The sequence below is a fragment of the Polaromonas sp. P1_H6 genome, from assembly GCF_056405195.1.
Genome location: NZ_JBFUCN010000017.1, coordinates 35,645 through 48,840 on the forward strand (window position 1 = coordinate 35,645; position 13,196 = coordinate 48,840).

A 13,196-nucleotide genomic window follows, 5' to 3' on the forward strand; every position below is an offset into this window, starting at 1 on the left:
GTCTAAGCTTGCGCCGCCAGCGCCAGCAACGCCTGGCGCGTGAAATCATCGGCCGGGAAAAAGGTTTCCATCGCGAGCTCCTGCAGCGTCACGTCCACCGGTGTGCCGAAGATGGTGGTGGTGCTGATGAAACTCAGCATGCCGGCGGGTGTCTTGAATAGGAAAGGCATGAGAACGCCCGGGTGCTCGCCGTCGAGGTGTTCGTTTTTCGCTTCCTCAGGCACGGGATAGGCCTTGAGTTCTTCGAGCAAGGCGGCCAGCAGCGGGTCGGCTGTGGCCGCGACCTGCTGGCGCAGACGCTCAAATATATGCGCGCGCCACTGCAGCAGGTTACCGATGCGCGGCGCCAGGCCTTTGGGGTGCAGGCTGAGGCGCAACACGTTCACCGGGCCCTCCAGCAGGGATGCATCGGCGCCTTCCATCAGGTGCGGCACCATGCGGTTGGCGGCCACCAGGTTCCAGTGCCGGTCCACCGCGAGGGCGGGGTAGGGCTCATGGCTTTTGAGCAGCAGCTCCACGGCCTGCCGGGCCGAGGCCAGCGCCGGGTCGTCCAGAGGGCGCTCGCGGTACATGGGCGCATAACCGGCCGCCACCAGCAGCGCATTGCGCTCGCGCAGCGGGATGTCCAGCCTCTCCGACAGCCGCAGCACCATTTCGCGGCTGGGCACCGAGCGCCCGGTTTCCACAAAACTCAGGTGGCGCGTCGAGATGTCCGCCTCATGGGCCAGGTCCAGCTGGCTCAGGCGCCGGTGCTGGCGCCAGTGGCGCAGGTGGTCGCCAAAAGGTTGGGGCGCACTTCGCGGCGCCGGGCGGCTGGGGTGGTGGGTGCTGGCGGTCATGGCCCTCATCGTAAAGCCATGTGAGCAGGGTTCCATTACCTGCCAGGTCATCGACGGGCCGCTGCCACGCAGGAATGATGACCTCCATGCGCACCGACCCGGCGGCCCGGAGCGCTGATCAACATCATCGGCCGACCGCACCTTCAGGAGTTTTGCCATGTTTTCGAGTTCCATCGTGTCGTCCCCAAACTTTCTGCGCAATGTGCTGCGTGTGGACGCGCTGTCGTGCATTGCCTGCGGCGCGCTGCAAGTAGCCTTCCCGGCCGCGATGGCCCGCCTGCTGAACCTGCCCGAAGGCCTGCTTGCCTACACCGGCGAGTTCCTGCTGGTCTATGCGGCGGTCGTTGCTTTTGTTTCAACGCGTAATCCTTTGCCGCGCGGCGTCATCTGGGCATTGGTGGCGGGTAATGCCGGTTGGGCGCTGGCCTGCGTGCTGCTGCTGGTCAGCGGCCGCGTGTCGCCCTCCATGCTGGGTGTGGCTTATGTGGTGATGCAAGCGCTGACTGTGGCGGTGCTGGCGGAGCTGCAGTACTTCGGCTTGCGCCGCGCGGCGCCACAGCCGGCCTGGTAGGACGGCACCAGAAGGGCGCAAGACTGAGGCACAAGACTGGGTAGGAGGGCAGGGTATGCAGGCGCGGGCCCCCACGGGGCCGCACTGCCTGCCAGAATGGGGGCTGCCGTCAATAAAAAGGAGTCCGCCATGGCCAAACCGCCTCCCCACGCTTTTTCGTCCACGCTCAAAAGCTTCAAGACCGCCTCCGGCAAAACCGGCAAGTTCTACTCCCTGCCGGAACTCGCCAAACAATTCCCCAAAGTCGCCCGCCTGCCTGTATCCATGCGCATCGTGCTCGAGTCGGTGTTGCGCAACTGCGACGGCAAAAAAGTCACGGCCGAACACGTGGCCCAGCTGGCCAACTGGCTGCCCCAGGCCGAGCGCAGCGAAGAAATCCCCTTTGTCGTCTCTCGCGTGGTGCTGCAGGACTTCACCGGCGTGCCGCTGCTGGCCGACCTGGCCGCCATGCGCAGCGTGGCGCTCAAGCTGGGCAAGAACCCCAAGGCCATCGAGCCGCTGGTGCCGGTGGACCTGGTGGTCGACCACTCCATCATGGTCGACTACTACGGAAAGAAAAATTCGCTGGACCTCAACATGAAGCTGGAGTTCCAGCGCAACCGCGAGCGCTACGAGTTCATGAAGTGGGGCATGCAGGCCTTTGACACCTTCGGCGTCGTGCCGCCGGGCTTCGGCATCGTGCACCAGGTCAACCTTGAATACCTGTCGCGCGGCGTGCACAAGACCAACGACAACGTGTACTACCCCGACTCGCTGGTGGGCACCGACAGCCACACCACCATGATCAACGGCATCGGTGTGGTGGCCTGGGGTTGCGGCGGCATCGAGGCCGAAGCCGCCATGCTGGGCCAGCCGGTGTACTTCCTCACGCCCGACGTGGTGGGCTTCGAGCTGACCGGCCGCCTGCGCGAAGGCGTCACCGCCACCGACCTGGTGCTGCGCGTGACCGAGCAATTGCGCAAGGAAAAGGTGGTGGGCAAGTTCGTCGAATTTTTCGGCGAGGGCACGCGCACGCTGGCCTTGCCGGACCGCGCCACCATCGGCAATATGGCGCCCGAATACGGCGCCACCATGGGTTTCTTCCCGGTCGACGAAAAAACCATTGACTACTTCAAAGGCACGGGCCGCACCAAGGAAGAGATCGAAGCCTTCGAGGCTTACTTCAAGGCGCAAGGCCTTTTCGGCGTGGCGCAAGCCGGCCAGATCGATTATTCGCATGTGGTCAAGCTCGACCTGGGTGACGTCACGCCCAGCCTGGCCGGCCCCAAGCGCCCGCAGGACCGCATCGAGCTCGGCAACGTCGCTGGCCAGTTCAAGTCGCTCTTCAGTAAGCCGATCGCCGAAAACGGTTTCAACCAGCCGCCGGCCATGCTCAACACGCGCCACCTGGTGCGCCGCACCGACGAAGGGCGGCTGGACACGCTACCCTCCGCCCCGCCTACACCTGCGGGTGCCGCGCGCCCCGTGATGGAGATGGAGGGTAACCGCCCCACCTTGGCCCATGCCCGCGCCAGCAACACCACCGACTCACCCGCCACCGCGCAGACCGAGGTCGTGCATTCGCCGCCCGGCATCACGGTAGGCAACGGCGACGTGCTGATCGCCGCCATCACCAGTTGCACCAACACCTCCAACCCCAGCGTGCTGCTGGCCGCGGGCCTGCTGGCCAAGAAGGCGGTGGAAGCGGGCCTCAAGGTGCAGCCGCACATCAAGACCTCGCTGGCGCCCGGTTCGCGCATCGTGACCGAGTACCTGACCGAGACAGGCCTGCTGCCTTACCTTGAAAAGCTGGGCTTCGCGCTGGCCGGCTACGGCTGCACCACTTGCATCGGCAATGCCGGCGACCTGACGCCCGAGCTCAACGAAGCCATCAGCAAAAGCGACCTGGTCTGCGCGGCCGTGCTCTCGGGCAACCGCAACTTCGAGGCGCGCATCCATCCCAACCTCAAGGCCAACTTCCTGGCCAGCCCACCGCTGGTGGTGGCTTACGCGATCGCCGGCACGGTGATGCGCGACCTGATGACGGAGCCCGTTGGCAAGGGCAAGGGCGGCAAAGATGTGTATCTAGGCGACATCTGGCCGACCAGCGACGAGATCTACAAACTCATGAAGTACGCGATGAACGGCAAGGCCTTCCGCGCCAATTACGCGAAGGTGAAAACCGAACCGGGCAAGCTCTGGGAAAACATCAAGGGCGTCAAGGGCACGTCGTACACCTGGCCCGCCAGCACCTACATCGCCGAGCCGCCTTTCTTCAAGGACTTCAGCATGGACGCCGGCGAGGCCGGCAGCGTGGACGTCAAGGGCGCGCGCATCATGGCGCTGTTCGCCGACTCCATCACCACCGACCATATCTCGCCGGCCGGCTCCATCAAGGCCAGCTCGCCCGCGGGCCTGTGGCTGCAGGCCAATGGTGTGCAGAAGGCCGACTTCAACAGCTACGGCGCGCGCCGCGGCAACCACGACGTGATGATGCGCGGGACGTTTGCCAACGTGCGCATCAAGAACCTGATGATCCCGGCAGACGCCGAAGGCTCGCGCGAGGAGGGCGGCGTGACGCTGTTCCAGCCTGGCGGCGAGAAGATGTTCATCTACGACGCCGCCATGAAATACATGGAACAGGGCACGCCCACGGTGATCTTTGCCGGCGAGGAGTACGGCACCGGCTCCTCGCGCGACTGGGCCGCCAAGGGTACGCAGCTGCTGGGCATCAAGGCCGTGGTGGCACGCAGCTTCGAGCGCATACACCGCAGCAACCTGGTGGGCATGGGTGTGCTGCCCCTGCAGTTCAAGCCGGGCGACTCGTGGCAGACCCTCAAGCTCACCGGTACCGAGGTCATCGACGTGATTCCACATCCCGAACTCAAGCCGCAAAGCGAAGCCAAGCTGGTCATCACGCGCGCCGACGGTTCGCGCGAGGAAGTCACCGTGATCCTGCGCGTGGATACGCCCATCGAGGTCGACTACTACCGCAACGGCGGCATCTTGCCGTTCGTGCTGCGACAGTTGTTGGCCTGATGCTCCGGCAGGCTCTGATTGCCGGTGGCGGCGTCGGTGGACTGGCGGCGGCGCTCGCGGCATCGCGCGCGGGTTGGGACGTTCGCCTGTTTGAACGCGCCAACGCCTTCAGCGAAGTCGGCGCCGGCATCCAGCTTGGCCCCAATGTGGTCAAGGTGCTGCATGGCTGGGGCCTGGCTGATGCGCTGCAGGCCGTGGCGGCCTTTCCCGAACGCTTGCAGGTGCGAAGTGCCGTGTCGGGCCAGCTGCTGGGCGAGTTACCTCTGGGCGCCGCCATGGTCCAGCGCTATGGCGCGCCTTACCTCACCATTCATCGCGCTGACCTCCACGGTGTGTTGCTGCAGGCCGTACAGCACCATGCCGATGTGAAGCTGCACCTGAGCCGGCCGCTGCAATCCTTCAGCCAGACCGCCCAGGCCGTCACCGTGCGGGCCGACGACGGCCCCGGTATTGAATGTGACGCCCTCATAGGCGCCGACGGCATCTGGAGCACGGTGCGCCAGGAACTGCTGGGGGACGGGCTGCCGCGCCGCAGCGGCCACCTGGCTTACCGCGCCCTGATGCGGCAATCCGATCTGCCTGAACTGCTCAGGAGCCACCAGGTCACCGCCTGGCTGGGGCCGCGCATGCATGTGGTGCAGTACCCCGTGCGCGGCGGGGAATTTCTCAACGTGGTGGCCATCGTGCACGGCGAGGTTGCGGCCGAAGCCGACCTTTGGGACCACAGCGCCAACGCCGCCGACCTGGCCTCAGCGACGGCCGGCTGTTGCGCCGCGCTGCGCGAGGTGATGGACGCCATTGAGGGTTGGCGCCTGTGGGTGTTGCACGACCGCGCGCCCATGCAGGGCGCCCACCAGCACGCCGTGGGCCGCGTCGCTTTGCTGGGCGACGCCGCCCACCCCATGCGCCCCTACCTGGCGCAGGGCGCCGGCATGGCGATTGAAGACGCCGCCGAACTGGGCCACGCCCTGGCCCAGGCGCTGGACCCAGCGCTTGATGTGCCGACCATGCTGCAGCGCTATGCGCTCAACCGGTGGCAGCGCAATGCGCGTGTGCAGGCGAGAGCGCTGCGCAATGGGCAGATATTTCACGCTGATGGTCTGCTGCGTTGGGGCCGCGATGCCTCGCTCAAACTGCTGGGCGAGAAACTGCTGGATATGCCTTGGCTGTATGGTGCAAGCCAAACATAGCTTGATGGGCATTGAGGCGTCGTAAACCAATAGCTGTTTGCGCACGCCCTGTTGCGACGTTTGCAGGTGCGCGGCGCACCCACTATTTAGTCACGGATTTTGTTTTTCTCGGACTTTGGAACTTGTATGTACTTCCTCATCCTGTCGAATTTTTCATCGTAAACCAGCACGGTGTCCCTCTGTTCGGGCCGGAGAATTCTCAAGCTGTTGTACCTGGTTTCCACTTTCTCTTCAGTGTTCATGAAAATCTTGTGATCCCACCGCTCTTCCGGGTCTTTATAAACAGTTTCGATGATGACCTTGCCTGGGAAAACTTCGTTAAATGCGATGTAGTACTCCGGATGAAGGGAGGGGTCGTTCTTTCTGAGGAGTACCAGGAGGAGGTAGGCATCGTTCAGTCCTTCCCGCGTGTCCTTGAGCAGAATAGCGATTTCTTTCTTGTCCTCGCCGCTGAAATCCCCTTCCCTTAACAGGCTTGAGTATTTGAGGTTTCCGGAGTTTATGAATCGATAGCTCGATCCTTCGTCGGATGCGTAAAAGTCGATGAGCTTCTCTTTGACGCCATATGGCAATTCCTTGAGATAAAACGCATCGAAGTCGTGGCCGTATTTCCTGCCAAAGTCTTCTGCTGAGATCAGGTAGTTGTCGTTAAGCAGGGCGGGCAACAGGGTGGGGTATTCAACGGCGCCCTTCATCGCGAGCTTTAAATAAGCTTTCCAGTTTTCCTGGCCGACCCTCGGTTGATACTTTTCCAGGTCCTGGGGCGAATTCGTTTCGATCACGGAGTACCCGCGCTGCTTGTCGCCCTTCTCGTCTTTGCAGGTAACGCAATAAATGGTTTCACCAAAACCAAGGGTGTAGAGTTTTTCAGGGAGCTGGTCGTACTCTTTTTTGTAGTTTGCATCCAGGAGTTTTCCCTTGGTGATATGACCTGTATCACCGGTGAAGATAGCGACCGTTTTTGATGCGGCGACAGCATGTGCCACCGCGTCCCCTGTCGTTTCCGCTAACGCGGCAGACCTATCCCTGTCACTTTCGTGTGTGAGGTCGTAGACGTAGTATTTGAAATATTCAAAACCATTCCTGGCAAAGAAACAAGCAAGCGCAAACACAATCAGTGCAAGCGCGACTAAAGCTTTTTTGGTCTTGGATAGGGTCGGAAAATTCATGGCAGATGAGTGGCTGATGAACGGCAAGCGAACAATATATGTGCTGATTGAAGGGTTGGCCCGTGAAACGCAGGCAAGAACGGAATCGGATAATCGGAGTATCGCTGACGATCTTGACTGATACAACAACGCAGGGTTCTGCCAAGCAAGTTGATGAATTGGAGAGGGATAGCGATTTGTGGTTTTTGTAAGGGCTGTGGCTGGGTTTGATGAATTCTTATAGATCCGTTCGTAATTTCCAGATTTCCGGGAATAGCACCACGTCGAGCATCTTGCGCAGGTAGCTCACGCCGCCGGTTCCGCCGGTGCCGCGCTTGAACCCGATGACCCGCTCCACCGTGGTGACATGCCGGAATCGCCAGAGCCGGAAAGCGTCTTCCAGGTCGGTCAGTTCCTCGCCGAGCTGGTACAGGTCCCAGTATTTCTTCGGGTCGCGGTAGACCACCAGCCAGGCCTGCTCAACTTCATCGCTCTCGACATAACCTTGGGTCCAGTCGCGTGCCGTGTGGCTGGCAGGCACGGCCAGGCCGCGGCGGGCCAACAGGCGCAGGGCTTCGTCATACAGTGACGGGGCTTCATAGGCAGCCTGCACCTGCGCCAGCAGGTCGGGCCTGTGCGCGTGGGGCTTGAGCATGGCGGCGTTTTTGTTGCCGAGCGCGAATTCGATGCAACGGTATTGCGCACTCTGGAAGCCGCTGGAATTGGCGAGGTAGGGGCGTATCGCGCTGTATTCGGGCGGCGTCATGGTGGCCAGCACATCCCAGGCGTGCACCAGCTGCTCCATGATGCGGCTCACGCGGGCCAGCATCTTGAAGGCGCCGCCCAGCTCGTCGTTCGCAACGTTGGCGATCGCCGCGCGCAGCTCGTGCAGCATCAGCTTCATCCAGAGTTCGCTGGTCTGGTGCTGGATGATGAACAGCATTTCGTTATGGTCGGGCGAGAGCGGCTTTTGCGCGCCCAGGATGGCATCGAGCTGCAAATAGTCGCCGTAGCTCATGGATTTGCTGAAATCGAGCTGCGCTTTTTCGTCGCGCACGATGTCTTCTGGCGCTTGTGGTTTGTTTTCGTTGTTATTCATCACGTGACCGCGTGCTTCTGGTTGAATTCGGCTTTTTGCCATTCGCCGGTTGCCAGTACCTGCTTCAGATGCTCGACGGCGTTCCAGACGTCTTCAAAGCCGATGTAGAGCGGTGTGAAGCCGAAGCGCAGGATGTCCAGGTGCTTGCCGGCTTCGCCGTCGCCTGCGCGGAAGTCGCCGATGACGCCGCGCGCGATCAGCGCCTGCACGATGGCGTAAGCGCCTTCGGTTCGGGTCAAGCAGACCTGCGAGCCGCGTTGCGCATGGCCGCGCGGCGTGGCCAGGCCCAGGCCGTGGCCCGCGCAGCGCTCTTCGACGAGCTGGATGAACAGGTCGGTGAGCGCCAGCGATTTTTTGCGCAGGGCCTGCATGCCGCCCAGCGGCTCGGCTGCCAGCACGGTGTCCAGCCCGCATTCGAGTGCGGTCATGCTCAGGATGGGCTGTGTGCCGCAGAGGTAGCGGGAAATGCCGGAGGCGGGGCGGTAGTCGGGTGTGAACTCGAAGGGCGCTGCGTGGCCCCACCAGCCGGCCAGGGGCTGCCAGAAGCGGTCGGCGTGCTTGGGATTGACCCAGACAAAGGCCGGCGCGCCGGGGCCGCCGTTGAGGTATTTGTAGCCGCAGCCGATCGAGAAGTCGGCCTTCGCCGCGTTCAGGTCCACCGGCACCGCACCCGCGCTGTGCGCGAGGTCCCAGACGGTGAGCACGCCGGCGGCATGCGCTGCCGCGGTGAGGCCGGCCATGTCATGCATGGCGCCGGTGCGGTAGTTCACATGGGTCAGCATCAGCACGGCGACTTCAGCGGTGAGCGCTGCGCCGATCTCTTCAGGCTCGACGAGCTGCAGGCGAAAGCCGCGCTCGCGGCACAGGGCCTCGGCGATGTAGAGGTCGGTCGGGAAGTTGCTGCGCTCGCTGACGATCACTTTGCGCGTGGGTGCGTCCTGGGCCGCGATGTGCAGCGCGGCGCTCAGCACCTTGTAGAGGTTGATGGAGGTGCTGTCGGTGGCCACCACCTCACCGGGGGCCGCGCCTATCAGCCGGGCAATCTTGTTGCCCAGGCGCTGCGGCAGCTCGAACCAGCCGGCGCTGTTCCAGGAACGGATCAGGCCCTGGCCCCATTCGGCCGTCACCGCTTCGGCGACACGGGCGGCCGCGGTGTTCGGCAACACGCCCAGCGAGTTGCCGTCGAGGTAAATCACGCCTTCGGGCAGCGTGAATTGCCGGCGCAATTCGCGCAGCGGGTCTTGCGCATCGAGGGCGCGGCAGTCTTGCAGAGTGGTCATCATTTTTTCTTCAGGGGAGTTCGCGCAGGATGGCGCGTACGGGGGAGGCATCGGCCTTGGTGAGCTTGAGCGGCAGGGCAATCAGTTCGTAATCGCCTTCAGCCACTTCATCGAGCACCAGGTTTTCCAGCACGCGCAGGCCGTGCGCCAACAACTGATGGTGGCTGGGCAGGTCCTGGCTGGTGGAGGGGTCTACGCTGGGTGTGTCTATGCCGATCAGGGTGATGTTTTTGCCCGCCAGTAATTCGAGTGTTTCCGGCGCGATGGCGGTGAAAGCGTCCCAGGCCTGGCTGGCGTTGCGTGCGGTGCGTAGCAGCACGCGCGCCGGCAGGTCTTGCAGCGCGTGAGCGATGTGTTCGGGCAGGACCAGCGGGCCGCAGTCCATGCAGTGGATCACGCGGCATGGCCCAAGGTAGGGAGCGAGGTCCAGTTCGCCAACGCTGGCCTGACCGTTGGCATAGTGCAGTGGCGCATCGGCATGCGCGCCGGTGTGCGGCGACAGCGTGATGCTGTTGACGTTGACCGGGCAACCCGGCGCCAGCGAAAAATGCAGCTGCTGCGAATAGGCCGTGTCGCCGGGGAACACCGCGGCGTTCTCGTCTACGGCCGGCGAGATGTCCCAGATTTTGAGCGGTGGTGATGCGCCTGTAGCGCGTGTGCGGGCTGTCATGGGTGCAAAGGTAGCACCGGCAAAAAAGCCGTGGTGTCGGTTATTTCCAACAATTCCAAAAATAGTTGAAACCTAAAGTATTTGACAGGCGACGACCTGCGGCGAGGCCCCAGGCGCGGCCTGTGCAATTGCGCGGGCTGGGGCACAATCCAGACCTGCGGCGCTTGTGCTGCATCGATTTACCAACCCCCTCCTGCAACCCTTCAAGAGAGACAAAGGCACACCATGAATCCCGACAACAAGTCCAACGGCAAAGTCGCACTCGTCACCGGCGCGGGCACTGGCATCGGCAAGGCCGTGGCCCTGGCCCTGCTGCGGGAAGGCTATAGCGTGGCATTGGTCGGGCGCCGCGTGGAGCCGCTCAATGAAGTCGCCAAGGAGGGCGGTACGGACCGCGCGCTGGCCTTGCCGACCGACGTGAGCAAGCCTGAGTCGGTGGCGGCAGCGTTTGCCAAAGTCAAAGAGAAGTTCGGACGCCTCGACCTGCTGTTCAACAATGCCGGCGTGGGCGCGCCGCCCGTCAACCTCGAGGACATCACCTTTGAGCAGTGGACCAATGTGGTCAATATCAACCTGACCGGCTCTTTCCTCTGCGCGCAGGCTGCCATCAGGCTGATGAAAGACCAGTTGCCCCAGGGCGGCCGCATCATCAACAACGGCTCGATTTCGGCCCACGCGCCGCGGCCCAATTCGGCGCCTTACACCTCCACCAAGCACGCGATCACAGGCCTGACCAAGTCCATCTCGCTGGACGGGCGCAAGTACAACATCGCCTGCGGCCAGATCGACATCGGCAACGCCATGACGGAGCTTGCCGCCCGCATGGCCAAGGGCGTGCCCCAGGCCAACGGCGAGATCGCCATCGAACCCATGATGGATGCGAAAGAAGTGGCCGACGCGGTGGTGCACATGGCGTCGCTGCCGCTGTCGACCAATGTGCAGTTCATGACCATCATGGCCACGAAGATGCCGTTTGTGGGCCGGGGCTAAGGGCCCGGTTCTTAACGACGGCGCCGCGCGCCGTCAGCTCGCGCCTTACGCGAGCTGACCCAGCAGAAGGAATTCCATGAGTGCCTTTTGCGCGTGCATGCGATTCTCTGCCTCGTCCCAGACCACCGACTGAGGGCCGTCGATGACCTCGGCCTCGACCTCTTCGCCGCGGTGGGCGGGCAGGCAGTGCATGAACAGTGCGTCGGGCTTGGCCGCGCGCATCATTTCGGTGTCCACGCACCAATCGGCGAAGGCCTTCTTGCGCGCTTCGTTCTCGGCCTCATAACCCATGCTGGTCCAGACGTCGGTGGTGACCAGGTCGGCGCCGGCGCAGGCCTGCATCGGGTCCTTGAAGACCTTATAGCTGTCGGCCGAACGTATGCCGGCGATGGACTGGTCGACCTCGTAGCCGCCCGGCGTGCTCAGGTGCACCTTGAAGCCCAGTATCTCGCTGGCCTGCAGCCAGGTGTTGGCCATGTTGTTGCCGTCGCCCACCCAGGCGACCGTCTTGCCCTTGATGGAGCCGCGGTGCTCTATGTAGGTGAAGATGTCGGCCAGGATCTGGCAGGGGTGGAACTCGTTGGTCAGGCCGTTGATGACGGGCACGCGCGAATGCTCGGCGAAGCGGTCAATCTTGGTCTGCTCGAAGGTGCGGATCATCACCAGGTCGACCATCCGGCTGATGACCTTGGCGCTGTCTTCAATCGGCTCGGCGCGGCCCAGCTGGCTGTCGCCGGTGGTCAGGTGCACCACGCTGCCGCCCAGCTGGTACATGCCGGCCTCGAAGCTCACGCGGGTGCGCGTCGAGGCTTTTTCGAAAATCATGGCCAGCGTGCGGTCGACCAGCGGTTGGTGTTTTTCGTAGGTCTTGAATTTCTTCTTGATGATGGCGGCGCGCTCGAACAGGTAAGCGTATTCCGCCGCGTTCAGGTCGCTGAACTGCAGGTAGTGCCGCACGGGGGCGGGGGTAGAGGGGATCGCAGTGCTCACGCGTTTTTCTCTTTCAGCAATTGCTTGATCAGCGGCACCAGGATGGCCACCGCCTCGTCGGCCTCGGCCGTGGTCATGGTGAGCGAGGGCACCAAGCGGATCACGGTGTCGGCGGTGACGCTCAGCAGCAGGCCGTTTTCGGCGGCGCGGCCCAGCAGCTCGCCGCAGGGCACGGTCAGTTCAATGCCCAGCATCAGGCCGCGGCCGCGGATTTCTTTCAGGCCTTTCTCGCCGGCCAGGCCGCTCGCCAGCGCCGCGCGCAGGTGGTCGCCGACCTTCACGGCATTGGCCAGCAGGCCTTCTTCTTCCATGATGCGCAGGGTTTCCACGCCGGCCCGCATGGCCAGCGGATTGCCGCCGAAGGTGCTGCCGTGGTTGCCGGGGCTGAAAATGCGGGCGGCCTTGGGGCCGGCCACGACGGCGCCGACCGGCACGCCCGAGCCCAGGCCCTTGGCCAGCGGCATCACGTCGGGCTTGATGCCCGCCCACTGGTGGGCAAACCACTTGCCGGTGCGGCCCATGCCGCACTGCACCTCGTCGATCATCAGCAGCCAGTCGCGTTCGTCGCAGAGCGCCCGCACCTCGCGCAGGTACTCGTCCTTCATGCTGTTGATGCCGCCTTCGCCCTGGATGGCCTCAAAGAACACGGCGACGACATTAGGGTTGTTGGCGGTGGCGGCCTTCAGCGCGTCGATGTTGTTCAGCGGCACGCGGATAAAACCCTCGACCAGCGGGCCGAAGCCGGCCTGCACCTTGGGGTTGCCGGTGGCGCTCAGCGTGGCGATGCTGCGGCCGTGGAAGGCTTTTTCATAGACCACGATTTCCGGGCGCTCAATGCCCTTGTCGTGGCCGAACTTGCGCGCCAGCTTGAGCGCGGCCTCATTGGCTTCCAGGCCGGTGGAGCAGAAAAACACGTTTTCCAGGCCCGACAGCTCCACCAGTTTGGCTGCCAGGGCTTCCTGCAGCGGCACATGGTAGTAGTTGGAGGTGTGGATGAGCTTGGTGATCTGCTCCTGCAGGGCCGGCACCAGCTTGGGGTGGTTGTGGCCCAGGGTGTTGACGGCGATGCCGCCCAGAGCGTCAAGGTAAGCCTTGCCGTTGACGTCCCAGACGCGGCAGCCCTGGCCGTGGTCCAGCGCAATGGGCAGGCGGCCGTAGGTGTTCATCACGTGGGGAGAGGCGGCTTCGATGTGCTTGGGCAGGGCTGCGGTCATGGAAAACTCCGGAACAAAGGCTGTAACAGTGCGGAAAATCCGAGGCCCGCAGCGAATGATGCGGGCCTGGGCTGATTTTAGGCGCAGACTTTGCGGGCTTTTGTGACGTTTGTGCATTGCTGCGATGCCGGCGCCCGGCACCTCCCCGCTATGGTCCCCATTGAAAATTTATCTGCCAAGTCTTATA

At 63.2% G+C, this 13,196-nt stretch carries 11 protein-coding genes; 4 read left to right on the forward strand and 7 right to left on the reverse strand.

Annotated elements, in window-relative coordinates:
- Positions 1–2 precede the first annotated feature (2 nt).
- Positions 3–839: a helix-turn-helix domain-containing protein gene (locus tag AC1D1F_RS16130; protein ID WP_477675603.1), complete on the reverse strand. Its 837-nt coding sequence runs from the start codon at positions 837–839 to the stop codon at positions 3–5.
- A gap of 157 nt (positions 840–996) precedes the next feature.
- Between AC1D1F_RS16130 and AC1D1F_RS16135 the strand changes: the two genes are divergently transcribed.
- The 3 genes from AC1D1F_RS16135 to AC1D1F_RS16145 all read left to right on the forward strand — a co-directional run bounded on the left by AC1D1F_RS16135 (position 997) and on the right by AC1D1F_RS16145 (position 5,618).
- Positions 997–1,410, forward strand: a complete 414-nt coding sequence (locus AC1D1F_RS16135; RefSeq protein WP_477675604.1) for a hypothetical protein — start codon at positions 997–999, stop codon at positions 1,408–1,410.
- A 129-nt stretch (positions 1,411–1,539) separates the two neighbouring features.
- On the forward strand, positions 1,540–4,428 hold the full coding sequence (locus tag AC1D1F_RS16140; protein WP_477675605.1) for an aconitate hydratase: 2,889 nt from the start codon (positions 1,540–1,542) through the stop codon (positions 4,426–4,428).
- Positions 4,428–5,618 (forward strand): FAD-dependent monooxygenase, encoded by a 1,191-nt coding sequence (locus AC1D1F_RS16145; protein WP_477675606.1) that lies wholly within the window; start codon positions 4,428–4,430, stop codon positions 5,616–5,618. The genes AC1D1F_RS16140 and AC1D1F_RS16145 overlap by 1 nt, the downstream gene beginning before the upstream one ends.
- A gap of 86 nt (positions 5,619–5,704) precedes the next feature.
- Here AC1D1F_RS16145 and AC1D1F_RS16150 read toward each other — a convergent pair whose 3' ends face one another.
- From AC1D1F_RS16150 to kynB, 4 genes are all read right to left on the reverse strand, one after another.
- Complete coding sequence (locus AC1D1F_RS16150) at positions 5,705–6,787, reverse strand: hypothetical protein (protein ID WP_477696469.1); 1,083 nt, start codon at positions 6,785–6,787, stop codon at positions 5,705–5,707.
- Between the two features lie 217 nt (positions 6,788–7,004).
- A complete protein-coding gene (gene kynA, locus AC1D1F_RS16155; RefSeq protein WP_477675609.1) occupies positions 7,005–7,865 on the reverse strand; it encodes a tryptophan 2,3-dioxygenase in 861 nt (286 codons plus the stop codon).
- Entirely contained in the window at positions 7,865–9,145 is a 1,281-nt protein-coding gene (gene kynU / locus AC1D1F_RS16160) for a kynureninase (RefSeq protein WP_477675610.1), read from the reverse strand. The genes kynA and kynU overlap by 1 nt, the downstream gene beginning before the upstream one ends.
- 10 nt (positions 9,146–9,155) lie before the next feature.
- Positions 9,156–9,815 carry an arylformamidase gene (kynB, locus tag AC1D1F_RS16165; RefSeq protein WP_477675611.1) on the reverse strand — a complete coding sequence of 220 codons (660 nt, stop codon included), beginning with the start codon at positions 9,813–9,815 and terminating at the stop codon, positions 9,156–9,158.
- Positions 9,816–10,040: 225 nt separating this feature from the next.
- On the opposite strand from kynB, the gene AC1D1F_RS16170 reads away from it, so the two are divergent.
- Positions 10,041–10,805 (forward strand): SDR family oxidoreductase, encoded by a 765-nt coding sequence (locus AC1D1F_RS16170; RefSeq protein WP_477675612.1) that lies wholly within the window; start codon positions 10,041–10,043, stop codon positions 10,803–10,805.
- 45 nt (positions 10,806–10,850) lie between these two features.
- Here the strand turns inward: AC1D1F_RS16170 and argF are convergent, their stop codons facing one another.
- Complete coding sequence (gene argF / locus AC1D1F_RS16175; RefSeq protein WP_477675613.1) at positions 10,851–11,795, reverse strand: ornithine carbamoyltransferase; 945 nt, start codon at positions 11,793–11,795, stop codon at positions 10,851–10,853.
- Positions 11,792–13,009, reverse strand: coding sequence for an acetylornithine/succinylornithine family transaminase (locus tag AC1D1F_RS16180; protein ID WP_477683112.1), 1,218 nt, complete (start codon positions 13,007–13,009; stop codon positions 11,792–11,794). The genes argF and AC1D1F_RS16180 overlap by 4 nt, the downstream gene beginning before the upstream one ends.
- Positions 13,010–13,196 lie beyond the last annotated feature (187 nt).